17 protein-coding genes and 1 tRNA gene are annotated in these 18,219 nt (G+C 66.0%); 7 read left to right on the forward strand and 11 right to left on the reverse strand.

Going from position 1 to position 18,219, the window contains the following annotated elements:
* Window positions 1-173: 173 nt before the first annotated feature.
* Both V0Z78_RS02175 and glmS read left to right on the forward strand, forming a co-directional pair.
* Window positions 174-755, forward strand: a complete 582-nt coding sequence (locus V0Z78_RS02175) for a DUF7344 domain-containing protein (protein WP_457852007.1) — start codon at window positions 174-176, stop codon at window positions 753-755.
* Between the two features lie 401 nt (window positions 756-1,156).
* Window positions 1,157-2,971 (forward strand): glutamine--fructose-6-phosphate transaminase (isomerizing), encoded by a 1,815-nt coding sequence (glmS, locus tag V0Z78_RS02180; RefSeq protein ID WP_336342980.1) that lies wholly within the window; start codon window positions 1,157-1,159, stop codon window positions 2,969-2,971.
* A 762-nt stretch (window positions 2,972-3,733) separates the two neighbouring features.
* On the opposite strand, the gene V0Z78_RS02185 is transcribed toward glmS, so the two are convergent.
* Window positions 3,734-4,309 (reverse strand): hypothetical protein, encoded by a 576-nt coding sequence (locus tag V0Z78_RS02185; RefSeq protein ID WP_336342981.1) that lies wholly within the window; start codon window positions 4,307-4,309, stop codon window positions 3,734-3,736.
* A gap of 131 nt (window positions 4,310-4,440) precedes the next feature.
* On the opposite strand from V0Z78_RS02185, the gene V0Z78_RS02190 reads away from it, so the two are divergent.
* On the forward strand, window positions 4,441-5,796 hold the full coding sequence (locus tag V0Z78_RS02190; RefSeq protein ID WP_336342982.1) for a CapA family protein: 1,356 nt from the start codon (window positions 4,441-4,443) through the stop codon (window positions 5,794-5,796).
* Here V0Z78_RS02190 and V0Z78_RS02195 read toward each other — a convergent pair.
* The 7 genes from V0Z78_RS02195 to V0Z78_RS02225 form a co-directional block, all read right to left on the reverse strand.
* Complete coding sequence (locus V0Z78_RS02195) at window positions 5,793-7,385, reverse strand: oligosaccharide flippase family protein (protein WP_336342983.1); 1,593 nt, start codon at window positions 7,383-7,385, stop codon at window positions 5,793-5,795. The two genes, V0Z78_RS02190 and V0Z78_RS02195, sit on opposite strands and share 4 nt — an antisense overlap.
* Before the next feature lie 50 nt (window positions 7,386-7,435).
* Window positions 7,436-8,617, reverse strand: coding sequence for a bifunctional sugar-1-phosphate nucleotidylyltransferase/acetyltransferase (gene glmU, locus V0Z78_RS02200; protein WP_336342984.1), 1,182 nt, complete (start codon window positions 8,615-8,617; stop codon window positions 7,436-7,438).
* Window positions 8,618-8,703: 86 nt separating this feature from the next.
* Window positions 8,704-10,026, reverse strand: coding sequence for a phosphoglucosamine mutase (glmM, locus tag V0Z78_RS02205; RefSeq protein ID WP_409338717.1), 1,323 nt, complete (start codon window positions 10,024-10,026; stop codon window positions 8,704-8,706).
* Between the two features lie 145 nt (window positions 10,027-10,171).
* Window positions 10,172-10,444, reverse strand: a complete 273-nt coding sequence (locus V0Z78_RS02210) for a HalOD1 output domain-containing protein (protein WP_336342986.1) — start codon at window positions 10,442-10,444, stop codon at window positions 10,172-10,174.
* A 66-nt stretch (window positions 10,445-10,510) separates the two neighbouring features.
* On the reverse strand, window positions 10,511-11,125 hold the full coding sequence (locus tag V0Z78_RS02215) for a DUF420 domain-containing protein (RefSeq protein WP_336342987.1): 615 nt from the start codon (window positions 11,123-11,125) through the stop codon (window positions 10,511-10,513).
* 47 nt (window positions 11,126-11,172) lie between these two features.
* On the reverse strand, window positions 11,173-11,514 hold the full coding sequence (locus V0Z78_RS02220) for a HalOD1 output domain-containing protein (protein ID WP_336342988.1): 342 nt from the start codon (window positions 11,512-11,514) through the stop codon (window positions 11,173-11,175).
* A 293-nt stretch (window positions 11,515-11,807) separates the two neighbouring features.
* A tRNA-Pro gene (locus tag V0Z78_RS02225) sits at window positions 11,808-11,880 on the reverse strand.
* A gap of 82 nt (window positions 11,881-11,962) precedes the next feature.
* Here V0Z78_RS02225 and V0Z78_RS02230 point away from each other — a divergent pair.
* A complete protein-coding gene (locus V0Z78_RS02230; protein WP_336342989.1) occupies window positions 11,963-12,226 on the forward strand; it encodes a pro-sigmaK processing inhibitor BofA family protein in 264 nt (87 codons plus the stop codon).
* A 248-nt stretch (window positions 12,227-12,474) separates the two neighbouring features.
* On the opposite strand, the gene V0Z78_RS02235 is transcribed toward V0Z78_RS02230, so the two are convergent.
* Both V0Z78_RS02235 and V0Z78_RS02240 read right to left on the reverse strand, forming a co-directional pair.
* On the reverse strand, window positions 12,475-14,529 hold the full coding sequence (locus tag V0Z78_RS02235) for a DEAD/DEAH box helicase (protein WP_336342990.1): 2,055 nt from the start codon (window positions 14,527-14,529) through the stop codon (window positions 12,475-12,477).
* A 29-nt stretch (window positions 14,530-14,558) separates the two neighbouring features.
* Window positions 14,559-15,044 carry a cupin domain-containing protein gene (locus V0Z78_RS02240; RefSeq protein ID WP_336342991.1) on the reverse strand — a complete coding sequence of 162 codons (486 nt, stop codon included), beginning with the start codon at window positions 15,042-15,044 and terminating at the stop codon, window positions 14,559-14,561.
* 84 nt (window positions 15,045-15,128) lie between these two features.
* Between V0Z78_RS02240 and V0Z78_RS02245 the strand changes: the two genes are divergently transcribed.
* Together V0Z78_RS02245 and V0Z78_RS02250 are read left to right on the forward strand one after the other, a co-directional pair.
* Window positions 15,129-16,031, forward strand: coding sequence for a universal stress protein (locus V0Z78_RS02245; RefSeq protein WP_336342992.1), 903 nt, complete (start codon window positions 15,129-15,131; stop codon window positions 16,029-16,031).
* 125 nt (window positions 16,032-16,156) lie between these two features.
* Entirely contained in the window at window positions 16,157-17,371 is a 1,215-nt protein-coding gene (locus V0Z78_RS02250; protein WP_336342993.1) for a M50 family metallopeptidase, read from the forward strand.
* Between the two features lie 11 nt (window positions 17,372-17,382).
* Here the strand turns inward: V0Z78_RS02250 and V0Z78_RS02255 are convergent, their stop codons facing one another.
* Window positions 17,383-17,805 carry an Hsp20/alpha crystallin family protein gene (locus V0Z78_RS02255; protein ID WP_336342994.1) on the reverse strand — a complete coding sequence of 141 codons (423 nt, stop codon included), beginning with the start codon at window positions 17,803-17,805 and terminating at the stop codon, window positions 17,383-17,385.
* A gap of 135 nt (window positions 17,806-17,940) precedes the next feature.
* Between V0Z78_RS02255 and V0Z78_RS02260 the strand changes: the two genes are divergently transcribed.
* Entirely contained in the window at window positions 17,941-18,066 is a 126-nt protein-coding gene (locus V0Z78_RS02260) for a phosphohydrolase (protein ID WP_336342995.1), read from the forward strand.
* The last annotated feature ends 153 nt before the right edge of the window (window positions 18,067-18,219 follow it).

The following is an 18,219-nucleotide window of genomic DNA, read 5'->3' on the forward strand; positions in this document are numbered from 1 at the left end:
GCGAACCGAGCCGCGAGCTCCCGAATGCCGATTTGAGCGCCAGTTACGGATACGAAGCGTTGGATCGGGGACGTCCTAAACGATACACAAATCGTATGGTTCTTGACGCCGCCGATCCGATCACAACAACTAACTTATTAGGCACCGCCTGATAATGCCTAAGTGATGAAATGATGTCGACCGCCGACGCGAAACGGTCGTCCTCGGACGAGACCGGCTCGGAGACCCCATCCCGAGCGTCCAGCCTCTCGAAGGACGATACGTTCCACATCCTTCAGAACGAGCGACGTCGGCGGGTTTTGCGGTATCTCTCCGACGCCGAGGGCCCGGTGGACATGCGAGACATCGCAGAGCAGGTCGCCGCCTGGGAGCACGATACGACCGTTCAGCAGCTCACGTCGGATCAGCGCCAACGGGTCTACATCGCGCTCTATCAGTCCCATCTCCCGAAGCTCGCGGATTTCGGGCTCATCACGTACAACCGGAGCCGAGGCGTCGTCGAGCGAACGCCGCTGGCCGACCAGATCGCGTGGTATCTCGACGATGAAAACGGAACCGAGGAGTCGACCGGCGCTCGGGACGACTGGGTGCGATACTACGTCGGCGTGACGGTCCTCAGCCTCCTGTTGATCGGCGTGGTCTGGCTCGGGGTCGTCCCTTCGACCCTGCTCTCGAACGTCGGACTCGCGGTGGTGATCACCCTCCTCTACGCGGCCGTAACCGCGGCGATGGCAGGCCTACCGACCGGAACGTAGACGTCACCTTCCGAATCCGGCTACGTCGCGGACGTGCCCTCGCCGACGACCGAACCCCGTTGACCTCGTTCGAGTCCCGAACGTTCCACAGAGCCAAGCACCGACCGCTTTCCCTTCGCCGGGGCGAACGGTTCGGTCGACCGATCGTTCCTTGGTGCATCCTACCAATACGCGCGCAGTACCGGCGAAAACGATCGTTTCCGTCGCTCGGCTGATGTGCCGTTCCGGATGTTTATCATGTCGTTTTAGCTAGCCTATAGTAATGCTTGAATCGTTCATATGTCGGATACCGATCACCGATCGCCGGTGCGAGACCACTCCACGCATGATCCTGTACGCTTCCCCGGTCGAGACACGTCGAGAACAGTCCTCCAGCCACCCCGACGACGAGGTGGCCTAAGATGTGTGGCATCATCGCCTGCGTCGGTGCGGACGACGCCGTCGATACGGTCCTGACGGGGCTGAACAACCTCGAGTACCGTGGCTACGACTCCGCGGGCATCGCCGTCCAGAACGGGCGAGGGCTCGCGATCCGGAAACGGGCGGGCGAGATCAGCGATCTCTCCGGATCGTTCGTGGAGAGTCTACCTCAGGCCACCGTCGGTATCGGCCACACTCGTTGGAGCACCCACGGGCCGCCGACGGACGACAACGCGCATCCACACACGAGTCGCTCCGGCGACGTCGCGGTGGTCCACAACGGCGTCATCGCGAACTACGCCGCCCTCCGTGAGGAGCTCGAGGGACTCGGATACGAGTTCACGAGTGAGACCGATACCGAGGTCATCCCCCACCTCGTCGACCGGTATCTCGAAGACGGCCTCGACGGCGACGCCGCGTTCCGCCGAACGGTCGAGCGTCTCGAGGGGAGCTATGCCATCGCGATGTTGATCGAGGGCGAGAACACCATCCGAGCGGCCCGGCAGGGTTCGCCGCTCGTCGTCGGTCTTCACGACGACGCCTACTACCTCGCGAGCGACGTCCCGGCGTTCCTCGAGTTCACCGACCGGGTGATCTACCTCGAGGACGGCGACGTCGTCGCCGTCGATCCGACCTCGCTGTCGATCACCGACCTCGATGGCGAGCCGGTCGAACGCGACGTCGACACGGTCGACTGGAGCCCCGAGGAGACCGGCAAGGGCGGGTACGATCACTACATGCTCAAGGAGATCGAGAGTCAGCCGGAGGCCCTCTCGAACACGATTCGCGGTCGGATCGATCCCGACGAACCCGCGATCACCCTCGAGGAGTTCCCGCCGGGATCGTTCGAAGGGATCACCGACGTCCACTTCGTCGCCTGTGGTACCTCGTATCACGCCGCACTGTACGGGGCTCGTCTGCTCGATGAGGCCGGGTTGCGAGTACGGACGAGCAGAGCGAGCGAGTACACCGGTAGCGTCCCCGATCCCGAACACACGCTGGTCGTCGCCGTCACCCAGAGCGGTGAGACGGCCGACACCCTCGGTGCGCTCCGAGCCGCGAAGGCGACGGACGCCAGGACGCTCGCGCTCACGAACGTCGTCGGCTCCACCGCGGCGCGCGAGGCCGACGATGCCCTCTACATTCGCGCGGGTCCGGAGATCGGCGTCGCCGCGACCAAGACCTTCTCCTCGCAGGTCGTGACGCTCGTCCTGCTCGCGGAACGGGTCCGCCAGGACGTCGAACCGGCGACCGAACGCGATGACCTCGGTGCGCTGCTTCGGGCGCTCTCGCAGCTCCCAGACCAGCTCGAGGAGGTGATCCGTACCTCGCGAGCGGAGGCTCTCAGTAGGGCTTACGAGGGGCGTGAATCGTACTTCTTCATCGGTCATCGGCTCCTCCACCCGGTCGCGCTCGAGGGAGCGTTGAAGTTCAAGGAGATCACCTACGAACACGCCGAGGGGTTCGCTTCCGGCGAACTCAAACACGGCCCGCTTGCGCTCGTCACGCCCGGAACGCCGGTGTTCGCGATGTTCGATGGCGTCCACGACGAGAAGACCCGTACCAACGCCACGGAGGCACGCGCTCGTGGCGCGGAGATCGTCGCGATCACGGCGAGCGAGCAGCGCGTCGAGGAGTGTGCCGACGAGGTGCTCGTGATCCCCGACACCCATCCCGACCTCAGCGGTCTGCTGTCGAACGCTCAGCTCCAGCTCGTCTCCTACTACACCGCCCGGCTCCTCGACCGTCCGATCGACAAGCCGCGCAACCTCGCGAAGAGCGTCACCGTCGAGTAGCGCCCCCTCTCCTGACGGACCCTCGGTGCGAACCGCGGGTCTCGATGTCCTCGGTGACTACGGATCCGGAGCCAGGAGGCCCGTCTGCCGGTAGATCGATTTCGATCGCCGAAACGACCGTCTCCGCCGAACCCGTCCTACGAGTCAACTGGTATCGGCGTGTCCTCGAGTGTGCAGCTACCCGAAGACGAGTCCGGTACGGGGCGTCCATCGATTTCGACCGGTCGTCGGTTCCCACTCTCCGTTCCCCATCCGTTCTTCCCGCCGATACCTGCGCTCACCGTGCGGTCGGCGAGTGCGATACGTGAGTGGTGCGGTTGCTCTTGAGAAACGCGAACGGAGTAGCTCCGATGCTTTCGTCCGCCTTTCGGCGTTGTCCGGCACATATCGTGCGAATCGTGACCTCGTCGATCGGCTCCTCGAGGAATGATGTCCGCGTTCGTGAGACATCCGGTATTCGTGTGCCGGCGTCGAGGACGCCCAGGCCCTCGTCCTCGAGACGACTCGATACGTTCGCGATCGGCGTCCGTACTCCGTCGTCGGGCGAGCGAACCCCGAGTCTCCTCCTCGTCGGCGTCTCGTTCGATCCGACACGAACCGGGTCACCGGCTCGATGGAGTCGACCCGTCCCTCGAACCCGACCCATTGCCCCGGTGCTCGCCTCCCGGTTCGCCACTGAACGAGGGACCCGAAGCGTGTTCGGTCGATTAGAACAGTCGTTCGGCCCGAGGAACTCGCTCGTGCGTTCCGTCCCGGTCCCCGCTATCCGAAGATCGGACCGTCGGTGCTTTCGGTCTCGTTATCGTTATCACCCTCTCCGTCGTCGTCCGTGTCGTCGCTCCCGTCGGTCCCGTCGTCCGTGTCGTCCCCACCGGTGCCGTCGGTCTCGCCATCGGTGTCGTCTTCGTCCTCGTCCGGGCCGAAGATCGGTGCATCATCCCCGCTGTCGTCACCGCCATCGTCGTCTCCGCCGTCGTCACTGCCGCCCCCGTCGGTGCCGTCACCGGTGTCGTCGGCTCCGTCGTCTCCGCCACCGTCGCTTCCGGCCGAGTCGTCCGACGCATCGTCGCTGCCCGACGCATCGTCCCCCTCCTCACCATCGTCGGCGGCCGGCTCCTCCGGTTCGGGCGCGTCCTCCTCGTCGTCCGGTGCCGTCGTGCCGAGATCGCCGCCGGGTAGCCCGGCAGTGATCGCCAGTCCGACGATGAACAGGCAGACGCCGAGGATCAGTAGCGCACGTTGGATGACGACCTGGTCGGGTCCGGTCGTCGACGGCCCCGATCGAAATCGTCCTCGAATCGGGGACGAGACCGACGATACGCGTGAAACGGCCCACATCGATACCGGCTACTACAGGCCCTCGCTTTATTATCGGTTCGATAAACCATGAGCGACGCGCTGGTACCCCACTCGCGTCACAATCCGTGTAACTAAATTCGATGCGCTGCAATCGATGACTGATCTTCGGTATGAACGCTACGAACGCCGATCGACTCCAGTTCTCCGAACGGTCGGTGGACGATACGTGGTCTCTGTACGTCGCCGGCGACTGCATCTACACCGGATCGGACGAAACCGATCCGATCGGCGATGGCGTCCGATCACGCATGGACGGAGCGGATCTCTCGATACTCAATCTCGAGGCGCCGATTCCGACGGACGACTCTATCCCCAAGTTCGGGCCACGAAAGGGATCCCACGAGGGGGTCCCAACGATGCTCGCGGACGCGGGTATCGACGCCGTCACGCTCGCGAACAACCACGCCATGGACTACGGGTCGACGGGACTGTTCGCGACGATCGATGCCTGCCACGAAGCCGGAGTCGATACCGTCGGCGCGGGAGCGGGAATTCGTGAGGCGCTCGTACCCCTTCGATACACCGTCGGTGATACCGCCGTCGCCGTCGTCAACGCCTGCGAACGCGAGTTCGGGATCGCCGACGACGACGCTACGACGGGTGCCGCCTGGATCGCCCATCCCGAGGCGTTACGGACCGTCGAACGCGCGACCGAGGACGCCGACGTGGTGGTCCTGTTCGCCCATGGCGGCATCGAGTACGTACCCCTGCCGCCCGTCCAGTGGCAGCGCCGCCTGCGGCGGTTCGCCGACGCCGGCGTCGACCTCGTCGTCGCCCATCATCCGCACGTCCCCCAGGGGTGGGAGCGATACGGCGGAACGCCGATCTTCTACAGCCTCGGAAACCTCCTGTTCGACCACATGACCCGGCCAAAAACGGGATGGGGACTCTCGGTCGAGATATCCTTCGACGGGACGACACCGGTCGCCGCCGATCTCGTCATCACCGAGGAGTCCGATGGGGGCGTCGACGTCATTGAGGAGGGGTCGCGTCGCAGCGACCGGCTCGAGCACCTCCATCGGCTCGCGGCGCTGACGAGCGACTCCGATGTGTTGGTTCCGCTCTGGCAGGAGCTCTCGGTCCGGCTCTTCCGCCAGCGGTACGCGGGCTGGTTACGCCGATCGGCCGGCGGTAACCCTTACGCCTTCCTCAAACACCCGCGCCGCCACCTCGAGCAGGGCGCACTCTGGGACGGCGAAACACGCCAGGAGGAACTGCTCATCCTGCTCAACCTCGTTCGAAACGGCTCCCACCGCTCGGTGATAGAGACCGCACTCGAGATCGAGGCCGGCGTCGTACCGGACCGACGAACCCCGGAGATCGAACGAGAGGTGCGCGAACTGCTCTCCTGGACGGAGGACCGAGACGTCTACGATCGGCCCTCCGCGATCCGTCGGAAGCTGACCGAGATCGTCGAGGGTCTATTGCCGGATCGCCTCGTTCGATCAGAGGATTCGAGCGGCTAACCCGTCTCGTCGGAATCGACGAACCAACGTTCGAGGGCCGCGGCGCGATCGCTGATCGGGGCGGGCAGTCCGTTGAGAAGGCTGAGGATCTCCTCCGGACGGATCGCGCCCGTCAACAGGGTCAGAGCCGCGTAGACGACGAGCCCGATCGGCGGGATCAGTAAGAACGCGATCAGCGCCGCACCGATCGACACCGATCCGACCAGCGGGAGGCCGACGGTCACCACCGTCTCCGGGATCACGTAGTCGATCCCCAGAGCGAGGGCGACGAGGACGACCGCGGTTCCGACCGCGGTGGTCGCGACGCCCACCGGGCGGACGTCGCCAAGCGGGTTGTAGCCGATCTGTTTGGCCCCCCAGAGGTGGAACATCGGCATCGAGATGTAGCCCAACGAGGTCGCGATCGCAGCGCCCTCGATGCCGAACAGGGGAATAAACAGCAGGTTCAGCAGCAGGTTCATCACCGCCGCCGCCCCCGTCGCGAGGATCATGACCCGCATGTCTCCCCGTGCGTGGCTCACCGAGAGGATCGGCCGGGCGACGGCGAATCCGACGGTGCCGGGAAGCAACAACAGCAACGGCGCGATCGTCGGCTCGAACTCCGAGCCGTAGTAGCGCGGAACGAACTCGGCGGAGAGCACCGCGATCCCGATCGCCAGCAGCGTCGTCAACAGCAGTGTATAGCGCGTCGCCTTCGAGGCGAGGTCGGTGATCTTCTGGATTCGATCGCGGTGCCAGAGCTCCGAGGCTGACTGGATCATCACCGACTGGACCGCCTTCGGCGCGAGCCAGAGGAACTCCGCGAGCACGAGCGCCGCCTTGTAGTAGCCGACCTGAGCCTCGGTCGTGTACGCCTGGAGCATCAGCACGTCGACGTGATACAGCGACGTCAGCATGAAGATGTAGACGATCGAGAGGTTGTTGAAGCTGAGCAGTTCCTTCCGAGGGAACTCCTCGGGTGTGCGCTCGAACATCTTCGACAACGAGAGCTGTTTCGAGAGGAAGAGGGTTCCGATCGTCGTCGTGAGTGCGTCGGCGATGATGTGTCCCGCGAGCACGCCAGTCACCCCGTAGCCGAGATACGCGAGCGAGATCGCGAAGATGAAGAAGAACACCTTCTGTGCGACGTACAGGGGCTCCGAGATGTGTTCGAGTTTCAGCCCTAGCAGCGAGCGATGGGCGAACTCCCGGAACTGCGCCATTATCGTGACGATCGCGAGCAGGAAGAAGAAGAAGGCGTACTCCTCGCCGAGGGTTGCATCGACGATACCGATCTGGGCGACCACGAGCAACAGCGCGCTCGCGGCCAGCGCCAACACGGTCGCGACCCGGAAGTAGTAGCCGAAGACGTTGTCCTGCCACTCCGGTTCGTCGCGGTCCTCCGCGAGGTACTTGCGCGTCCCGCTGTCGACGCCGGAGCTGACGACGATCATCAGCAGCGCGAACACCGACATGACGGTCGCGTACGTCCCGTAGCCGGTCGGTCCGAGGATGCGGACCAGGATCGGCGTCATCACCGCTCCGAGCATCGCGACTGCGATGTTCGAGCCGGCGATCGAGATGAAGGCGGTGACGAGCGTCCGTCTCATTCGTGGAGGTCCGGTGTATGCATGGACAGGGGGCCGTTATCGCGGCGTGGTCAGCGATCGCGCGTGACGCTCTCTCCCGGCGCCGTCGTCGCGCCACACGAGAGCGTCACGCCGGGCGAGAGACTGGTGTTGATACCGGTCTTGGCGCCGTGGCCCGCGACGACGCCGAACTTCCGTCGTCCGGTCGAGACGCGGTCACCCTTGACGGTGAGTTTCACGTCGCCGCCGTCGTGGCGTAGGTTCGCGACGTTGGTTCCGGCGCCGAAGTTGACGTCGCGTCCCAGCACGCTGTCGCCGATATACGTGAGGTGCGGGACGTTCGTCCCGCGCATGATCACGCTGTTCTTCACCTCGACGGCCTGGCCAATATGGACGTCGCCCTCGAGCAGCGTCGCCCCTCGTACGTACGCGTTGGGACCGATCGTCGAGCCCGCGCCGACGTAGGCGGGCCCCTCGATCGTGACGCCCGACTCGATCTCCGCACCCTCCTCGACGACGACGCGGCCTTCGAGGGTGGCATCGTCGGCGACGTCGCCGTCGATCCGCCGCTCGTGCTCGCCCAGTAGGAGCTCGTTCGCCTCGAGCAGCTCCCAGGGCCGTCCGACGTCCATCCAGCGCTCGAGCTCGACGGGGGTGACGTCGTAATCCTCGATGACCCGTGCGAGTACGTCGGTGAGCTCGTGTTCGCCGCGCTCGCTCATCGGGACGTCGAGGTACGAACGCGCCTCGGCGGGGAAGAGATAGACCCCGGCGTTCGCGAGGTTCGTCGGCGGCTCGGCGGGCTTCTCGACGATGTCCGTCACTCGTCCCCCCTCGACCGAGAGCACGCCGTAGTTCGAGGGGTTCTCGACCTCGAAGACGCCGATCCCCGGTCCGGTACCGAACAGCTCGACGATGCTCTCGGGGTCGTAGAGGTTGTCGCCGTTGAGGACGGCGAACTCCTCCTCGATGTGCTCGCGGGCGGCCGCCACCGCGTGGGCGGTCCCGAGCTGCTGCTCCTGGGTGGCGTAGCTGACGGGGACGCCGCGGTAGCTCTCGCCGAAGTGCTCCTCGACGACCTCGCCCATGTACCCCGTGACGAAGATCAGCTCGTTCGCCCCGCCGGCGACCGCCGCATCGGCGACGTGGGCGGCGATCGGCCGGCCGGCGACCGGTAGCATCGGCTTCGGTATCAATTCCGAGAGGGGACGCAGTCGCGTCCCCTGTCCGGCGGCGAGAATGACGGTCTGCATTGTGGTGTGTATCCCGTCTGGCGATCTTTGTTATCTTCCCGTTAATACGTGCCGGTACGGTCCGTTCTCCGGGGTTCGTGAACGCGTCACTCGGCGCTGGCGTCGGCCACGAACTCCTCGGCAGTCGCGAGCAGCTCCTCGGCACGGGCCTCCTCGCGGGCCTCGGCGGTCACGCGTACGAGCGGCTGGGTTCCGCTCGCCCGGATCAGGAACCAGCCGCCGTCGAACGAGACGCGGATCCCGTCGAGCGTCGTGAACCGGTCGGAGCCGTACTCCCGTTCGACCCGCTCGCGAACCCGTTCCATCGTCGCCTCCTTCGCCGCTACCTCGACGTTCGTCCGTCGAAGGGGGAGGGTCGGCACCCCGTCGACCAGCGCGTCGAACGACCCCTCCCGGGCGACGGTCGCCGCGAGCTTGCAGGCGGCGAGCGGTCCGTCCGGACAGAGCGTCTCCTCGGGCCAGATCCACGCGCCGCTGGGCTCGCCGCCGAAGACGACGTCAGACTCCCGGGCCCGTCCGGCGACGTGCACGTCGCCGACGGGAGTGTAGGTCACCGACGCCCCGAGCGGTTCGAGGGCGTCCTCGACCGCGAGGCTCGTGTCGACCGGCGCCGCGACCCGGTCCCCCTCGCTCGCGGCCTCGCGGGCGAACAGCGCGAGGAGCACGTCGCCGTCGGGATACCGCCCCGACTCGGTCGCCGCGCGCATTCGGTCGGCGTCACCGTCGTGGGCGATTCCCAGGTCGGCGTCCGCCTCGACGACCCGTTCGCGGAGCGCTCGACAGTTCTCCGCGGTCGGCTCGGAGGGACGGTTCGGAAACGAGCCGTCGGGCTCGCCGTTCATCACCTCGACCTCGCAGCCGAGGCGTTCGAGTGCGCCCACGACCACCCCGCCCGCGCCGTTGCCCAGGTCGACGACGACGGAGAGGTCGTCGATCGAGCCGACCGCCTCGACCAGGGCGTCGGCGTGGCGTTCGGTCGCGTCGTCGATCGTCCCTCGGCCGCCGCCCCCGCTCCAGTCCGCGAGGTCGTACTCGCCGCGCTCGATCCGTTCCTCGATCTCCCCGGCCTGGGCGGCGTCGAACGCCTGTCCGGAGGGATTCCAGAGCTTCAACCCGTTGTCCTCCGGCGGGTTGTGTGACGCCGTCACGACGACGCCGGCATCGGCGTCCTCGCGGCCCACCGCCCGCGCGAGCGTCGGCGTCGCCACCATCCCCGCGTCGAACACGTCGGTCCCGCACTCGCGGGCGCCCGCCGCGACGGCCTCGCGCAGCCACCGTCCGCTGTCGCGGGGGTCGCGACCGACGACGATCCGATCCGCGTCGCCGGCGACGGCTCGCCCGACCGACAGCGCGAGCTCGCCGGTGACCACGTCGCCGACCGGTCCCCTGATTCCGCTCGTTCCGAACAGGCTCATGAACACTCTCCTCATCGACGCACGCCCGCAAACCGTTTGCGGATCGCCCGGCCTCGACGACCGACAACCGAGAACGGATCGGCCGACCGCTCGGCGGTGGGGCCGGTCGGGACTACCGACGTCACGCCTCGAACGCGGGCTACGTCCGGTAGAACGTCACCTCGCCGCTGGAACGGACCGAGACGAGGTAGTCGTCGAGCGGGAACGCCAGGTAGCCGACGTCGTCGGGGCTCGGATCGAACAGCTGCTCCAGCGCGTCCGGATCGATCGTCTCGCCCAGTCGAACGTCGAGCTCTATCGGCGATTCGTCTTTCAGCTCCGCGAGCGCCTCGATGATCGTGGTCGCGAGGTCGCTCCACTCGTCCGGAGTGGTCGTGTAGACGGCGTCCGAGAGTCGGGTCGTGGTGGTCATCGACTCGGAACAGGCCGAACCGGCTTATGAGTTTCAGCGAACCCTCGAGTAACGCGGCGGGTTACCTCAGGCGGGGACGAACTCCGCCGCATAGAGGTGGTTGAGCAGGACGTAGGTGACGACCCCGAGAACCAGGCTGAGGATCCAGGTGGCCGCGGCGATCCGCCCGACAGTCGCGTGGCGAGTCCCGGTCAGCTCCCGCGGACTGTGGGTGAGCCCGAGCACGAGCGCGTAGAGGACGAGCGGTACCGCCAGCACCGAGAGGCCGATGTGGATCGTGAGCATCAGCAGGTAGGTCGGGTAGATCCAGCCCCAGAGCGGTACCCAGGCATACGCCGACTCGAGCACGAAGTGTTTCTCACCGCCGCCGCCGACCTTCGGCAGGTACAACAGGAGAAAGAGCACGATCAGCACGAACGCGCTCACCATCGCGACGCGGTGTTTGGCGACCTCGCCGCGGCGGATCCAGTACCAGCCGAGCACGAGCGCGACCGTCGCGAGCGTGTTCACGACCGCGATCGCGTGCGAGAGGAGATTCACGCCGGTCTCGCCGATGTCGGGATAGAGCGGCACGACGCCGGCGAAGGTGCCGATGACGAGCGCGTAGCCGATCGCGCTCAGCAGAAGCGTCGTACCCAGTGGCCGATCCCGTGCCCGCCGGTGTACGTCCGCAGTCGCCATGTCCGCGTTCGGGGTCGCACGGTAAAGGACCTCTCGCTTTACCGTCGCTACGTCGAATCGGGGACGGTCGGCTCCTGCGTGTCGATCTCGATCTCGCCGGTGCTGTAGATCACCGCCCTCTGGCCGAGGACGTGGAACTCGACCCAGCCGCGCTTCTCGTCGTCGGCGTCGCGAAGCGGCGTGAACAGCGCGTCGAGCGAGTCCGGATCGAGGTAGCTGTAGAGCTGGAAGTCCGTCGGGTCGATGCCGGCACACTCGCTGATCGCCGTGACGAGCGTGGCCGAGAGCGAACCCGAACCCGTGTGTCGGACGCGATACGTCCCCGACGACGCTTGGGGCGTCGGAGCGACCGTCGTATCGGCCGTCGCGTCGCTGGTTCTCTCAGGCATCTCCTCTACCTCTGATGACGGGCCAAGCCATCGGGACCATATCCTCGATAGAGGATCATACATAATATATCTTACTGTAAAAAAGATGGAACAATAAGACGGCACGGCCGGAACGGCGAGGCTCGGTTTCGAAAGGACGGTCGGACGGACATTCGACGACGCTCACATCGAGGAGTGGGACCGCCCGGATTTGAACCCCGGTCGTTTCGTTCGCTGGCGCTCACTTCACACCCTGGATCAAACCCGTTCGCCGTCCAGTTCTGCTGCTTGTGAGTGTACTCGCAGCAGAGACATGGGACCGCCCGGATTTGAACCGGGGTCAACGGCACCCAAGGCCGCAAGGATACCAAGCTACCCCACGGTCCCGCACTCCGGCTTCGCTGTACGACGGGGAAAGCGTTTCGCTCGAGGTCGGCGGGTATAAACCGGGAACGTCCCACCGTCCGATATGGTCACTGTCCTCGAACTGGGCGTCCTCGTCTTCGCCATCGCGCTGCTGCTCGGGTCGTATCGGGTGATCGACGCGGTCCGGCCGTTCGTCGTCAACGCGGTCGTCGGTCTGGTGGTGCTGATCCTCGCCGCGTTCTTCGGGTACGGCGTGGAGATCACGCCGATCGTCCTGCTGATCGTCGCCATCGTCGGACTCCCGGGGGCGGTTCTGGTGGTCCTGCTCGCCTACCTCGGGATCGCCTTTACACCCGTCGTGTTCTGATCGGATCGACCTCTCTTCGGCGGTGCTCCCTGAACGGGACAATATACAGAAAGCTTATGGAGGCAAAAATACATGTCTGGGTATGTGTTCCCGTCGACCGACACGAGGAGGCGTTCGGTGAGATGTTCCTCCTCCTGCTCGCACTCTGGTTGCTGTTGTTACTTCCGATGATCGGCCTGTTCGTCGCGGAGGGTCGGCGTACCGATCGCGAGCGTGCGGACCGTCCTCGACTCGGATGAGCGCGTCCGTTACCGATCGTCGTCGACGAGTTCGAGTTCGGCGACGATATCCACCGAATCGTTCCCCTTCCTGATCCCGTCGAGGATCCGGAACGCGTCGTCGGGCGAGAGAAAGTGCGTCGTGACCGCCCGTCCGAGCGGCGTCGGCTCCAGCCCGTCGATGAAGCCGTACTCGAGCAGCTTTCCGATCGCGTGCTTCGTCGGCACCTCGCCGATCATCCGATCGTTGAGCGCCTTCGTTCGTTTGCCGGCGACGGTGACGTTCGCGAGCGTCTCCTCGACGGCGGCCGACTGGTCGTAGAGCGTGTGGACGGGCTCCATCTCGTCCTTCAGCAGCGTGAACGCGACCTCGTCCTCGGTGCGCTCCATGCTGTTGTGGTAGGTACAGTCGGGCTCGACCAGCAGGTAGACCACGCCGCGGTCGTGGTAGTCCGGCCGACCCGCGCGCCCGAGCATCTGGTGGAACTCCTGGACCGAGAGCCACTCGATCCCCATCGCGAGCGAGTCGAAGACGACCTGCGAGGCGGGGAAGTCCACCCCGGCGGCGAGCGCCGCCGTGGTGACGACGGCCGAGAGCTCCTGATCGCCGAACATCCGCTCGACCTTCTTCCGGCGCTTGTAGTCGAGACCGGCGTGGTACGGTGCCGAGGCGTACTCGAGCTTGCGGCTGATCTCGTGACACCGCCGCCGCGAGTTGGTGAAGATGATCGTCTGGCCGCGATAGCCCTTCGAGGACTCGCGGTCGAACTCCCGGCGGACGAGCTTGTTCTCGATGCGGGTCTTCTCACGACCGTCCGCGAAGGTGACGTGGCGCTCGATCGGGACGGGGCGTTCCTCGAACTCGACGAGGCGTGCGCCGAGGCTCTCGGCGAGCCAACCGGGGTTGCCGACGGTCGCCGAGAGATAGATCCACTGGGCGCCCCCGTAGCCCGAACGGTTCGCCGCGCGCTGCTCGCAGTAGTCCTTCAGACGGGCGATCAGCCCGTCGAGACGGTGGCCGCGCTCGCCCTCCTTCAGCGTGTGGACCTCGTCGATGACGACGGTGCCGACGTCGCCCAGGTCCCGTCCCGTCCGCAGCGCGTGGTCGATCCCCTCGTAGGTACCGACGATCACGTCCGCGCCGGGATCGAAGCGGTTGCCGTCGTCGCGCACCCGGCTCGCGCCCACCCGGATGGTGACGTCGACGAGGTCGCCGTAGGTATCGAGAAAGTCCTCGTGTTTCTGATTCGCGAGCGCGACCAGCGGGACCAGAAACAGCATCTTCCCGTCCCCCTTCAGCACCCGATCGATGCCCGCCATCTCCCCGACGAGCGTCTTTCCGGTGGCGGTCGCGCTCACCACTAGTTGATCCTCGCCGTCGAACAGTCCGCTCTCGACCGAGAGGCTCTGAACCGGAAGCAGCTCCTCGAACCGTCCCTCCAACAGCCCCTGGAGGTCGGGATGGAGGCCGAGCGAGTCCACGGGAACGGGGTCGACGTCCTCGACGGTGGCGCTGATCTCGTCGAACTTCGTCAGCTCGGGGTCGAGCTGGCCCTGGAGCAGGTTCACGATGCGCTCGAGGTCCTGGACCTCGAGCAGGAGGTCCTTCAGCCGGTCCTCCGCGGCGCCGGTCACGCCGCCGGCGTACGAGAGCTCGCGTTCGAGCTCCTGCATCGCGCAGTCCGGACAGATCCGCTCGCGGTCGGTTCGGATCGCCGTCTCCTCGGTGATCGGCGAGTACCGCCCCGCCGAGGCACAGAACCGGCACGTCCGGACGACGCGCGCCTCGAGCTGGTAGCCCTCGAGCATCGCGCGCAGCTCCCCGCGGCCCTCGCGGGAGGTCTGCTCGGAGATGCGGATCCGCTCGGCTCGGCGGGCGATCTCGACGAACTCGTCGGGACTACGCGGGTCCTCGTTCGAGCCGCGCTTGATGCGAAAGCGCCCGGGTCGGGGTCCCGCACTCGTCTCCTTCAGCCCGAGGGTCGCCCGAAAGAGGCGTTCGCCGTCGCGGTCCGCGACGACCGAGTACCCTTTGTCGGTTTCGTGCAGGAAGAGGGTGTCCACCTGCTGGACCTGCTGTGCCACGCTTGTCGACGTTACTCGGCCGGAGTATTTCAGCCGTTCGTCTCGACCAGTTCGATCGTATCGTCGCCGTTCGGGACCACACAGAGGAACGTTCCCCGCTCGTCGCCCTCGTTTCGATACCAGTGGACCGTACCGGCGGGGATCAGAAGCGAGTCGCCCGGCGTGACGACGTGTTCCTCCTCGCCGTCGACGGCTTCCTCTCGCGGGCGCTGCCCGCTCGAACGGTCCGCGGAGCTTCGTTCCGCGCTATCGCCGTCTGCTCGATGCGTCTCCGATGTATCGCTGATCCCGACGACGTACTCCCCCTCGAGCACGTACTGCTCGTGTTCGACCGCGTTGGTGTGTCTCGGAACTTCGGCACTGGGTTCGAGGACGAACCGACGCATGGCGAAGTTCGGCGCGCCGTCGCTTTCGGCGATCAGAACGCCCTTCCGGAGACCTGCCGCCGCCTCGACGGGTTCGTACTCGATCGCTTCGCCGCGTCGGACGCGTGCGGACGGGTTCGGGTTCGACATGCGTTCCGATACGGGCGGCTGGCTAATCGATCTGGCGTCCGGTTCGACTGAACGCTTTTGTACTCCGACAGGTAATAGCTAGCAATGAACGAGCTGCGGACGGATCACGAGGACGACGACGCCGACCGGGAGTACCGGCTGGTCGTCGCCGTCGGCAACCCGACGTACGCCGAGCAGCTCGCCCGGACCGCGGTCGACATCGCACGAGCGAGAAACGGCGAGATCCACGTCGTCAGCGTCGTCCACAAGCCCCCCGAGTCACCGTTCGCGCTCTTCTCCGACGAGACGATCAGGACGGAGTTCGCCGGCGACCGCCGGGAGATCCTCGACCGGGCGATCGAGACCGCCACCGGCGACGTTCCCGTCAAGGGTGAGGTGGTCGTCGGAACCGACGTCGCGCGTACCCTCGTCTCGGCCGTCGAGGAGCTCGAGGCGGACGCGCTGTTGGTCGGCTGGCACGGCCGTCCCCGTCGATCGGAGGTCGTTCTCGGAACGACCATCGACACGGTCCTTCGTCGCGCCCCCTGTGACGTGTTCGTCGAACGGATCGGCCCGACCGCCGACGGCGTCGAGCGCGTGCTGCTGCCGGTCGCGGGCGGACCCCACGTCCCGCTCGCGGCGAGCGTCGCCGACGCCATCGCGACGGCGAACGACGCCACGATCGACGTGCTCTCGGTCGTCGCCCCGAGCGCCGACGAGAGCGAACGCGAGACCGCCCGGGGCTACCTCGAGGAGGCGCTCGCTCAGCTCACCGCGCCGACCGAGACCGCGCTCCGCGAGGCGTCCGCGATCGACGACGCCGTTCTCGAGGCGGCGAGCGACTGCGATCTGGTCGTGTTCGGGGCGACCCGTCAGGGCGGGGTGCGGCGACGGCTCGTGGGATCGATCCCGCAGGCGGTCGGACGCCGAACGGATCGGACCGTGATCCTGGCTCGGCGTCGTCCCGAGCCGTCGGTGATCGGTCGTCTGACCGGGCGACTGTGGTAGATCGGTCGGATGGCTCGACGGCGAGCGGGACGAGCGGATCCGGAACGCTTCATCACCCGACTACGGCCGACACCGACACGTAGCTGTCCGCGGATTCTTTTAGCCCCCGGCCCAAGGGTTCGTCAATGTTCAAGAGTTTCCGGATCGGCTCGCTCTTCGGGATTCCGATCAAGCTCGACGTCTCGTTTCTGCTGATCCTGCCGGTCTTCGCGTGGCTGATCGGCTCGCAGATCGAGGTGCTCGTCGGCCCGCTCAACGCCGTCCTCGGGGCGGGACTCGAAACGGAGGCGCTGACCGCCGGCTCACGGCCCTGGCTGCTCGGCCTCTCCGCGGCGATCGGACTGTTCGTCGGGGTCGTTCTCCACGAACTCGGTCACTCGCTGGTAGCGATCCGATACGGCTATCCCATCGATTCGATCACGCTGTGGATCTTCGGCGGGCTCGCCCAGCTCAGCGACCAGCCCGAGGACTGGAAACAGGAGTTCGCGATCGCGATCGCCGGCCCGATCGTCAGCGTGCTCGTCGGAATCGGTTCGTATCTCCTGATGCTGCTGGTCCCGGTGCGGTTCGACGGCGCGACCTTCGTCCTCGCGTATCTCGCGCTGTTGAACGTCGCGCTGGCGGGGTTCAACATGCTTCCGGCGTTCCCGATGGACGGCGGACGGGTGTTGCGGGCGCTCCTCGGCCGGAGTCGGCCGTTCGCCCAGGCCACCCAGATCGCCGCCGAGGTGGGAAAGCTGTTCGCCCTCCTGATGGGGTTGTTCGGCCTCCTGCAGCTCAACGTCGTCCTCATCGGAATCGCCTTCTTCGTCTACATCGCCGCCTCAGGCGAAGCCCAACAGACGGTGATGACCGCCGCCTTCGAGGGCGTAACGGTCAGTGACATCATGACCGACCGGGAGGACCTCCACGTCATCTCGACCGACAGCTCCGTCGCCGACCTCCTCGAACGGATGTTCTCGGAGCGCCACACCGGTTATCCCGTGATGGACGACGGCCGGCTCGTCGGCCTCGTGACCCTCACTGACGCCCGAGAGGTCGATTCCGTCGAGCGCGACGCCTACAGGGTCGAGGACGTGATGTCGACGGAGCTCGAGACGATCGGCCCCGACGACGAGGCGATGGACGCGCTCAATCGGATGCAACGGGAGGGCATCGGCCGCCTACTCGTCGTCGAGGACGGCGACCTCGTCGGCCTCATCTCGCGGACCGACCTCATGACCGCGCTCGACATCATCCGCTCGAGCGGCTCGATCGAGACCGCGAACCGAGCAGCGGACGGTCGCGAACCGGACCGGTCGCCGGCCGGCGACCGAGACGCCGATCGGGGCTGGGAGTAGTACGAAAGAACTCAGTCGATGTCGATGCGGGTTCCGGGGTCCTCGTCGTCAACGGACTCGGGGGTCGGGAGGTGAACCTCGAGCACGCCGTTGTGGTAGGAGGCGGCGATCTCCTCCTCGATGATCTCGCCGGGGACGTGGATCCGTTCGTGGACGTGGCGGGCGTGGTGGCGCGCGGAGACGCCGTCCTCCTCGCTCGTCTCGTGGGACGCCTCGACCGAGAGGCTCCCGTCTTCGAACCGGAGGTCGATCTCCTCCTTCTCGAACCCCGGCACGTCCGCGACGACCACGTAGCCGTCGTCGTCCTCGTCGAGACTGAGGTTGATGCCCCTGTTCCCGGCGTCGAACGCCGGAAGGCCGGTACGGCCCTCGTACACCGCACGGCGCATCTGTTCCATCATTCGCTCCATCTCATCGAAGGGGTATCGTCGCATTGCCATAACGATCACCGATATATTGTACACGTTCGTTTATCTCGGTTTCGTGATCGATGATAGCAGTCGTCCGACGAATTAACTCGATTTCGAATCACAGTAACTTCTTATGGTTCGCGACTGTACCTGGGCGTGATGCCAGAAATCACCGTCTCCGACTCGCTGTACCGACAGCTCGAGAACGCCGCCGAGGAGGATCTCGAGGCGGCGCTGTGGGAGATGACGTACCTGTTCCAGCGTGGCAACGACCCCTCCGAGTAGACGCTCGTTTTCACGCGGCTCGACGTGATCGTCACCGAACGCTTCCGCCGTAGCTACGGCTCTAGACGGTAGTGGTAGACGAGAGTGGAGAGAATGAGGGATGGTCGAAGCGAACGCTACGGTCGGGAGACGACGGAACGTAAGAAGGTCCAG

This window comes from Halalkalicoccus sp. CG83 (genome assembly GCF_037081715.1).
Lineage (GTDB): Archaea > Halobacteriota > Halobacteria > Halobacteriales > Halalkalicoccaceae > Halalkalicoccus > Halalkalicoccus ordinarius.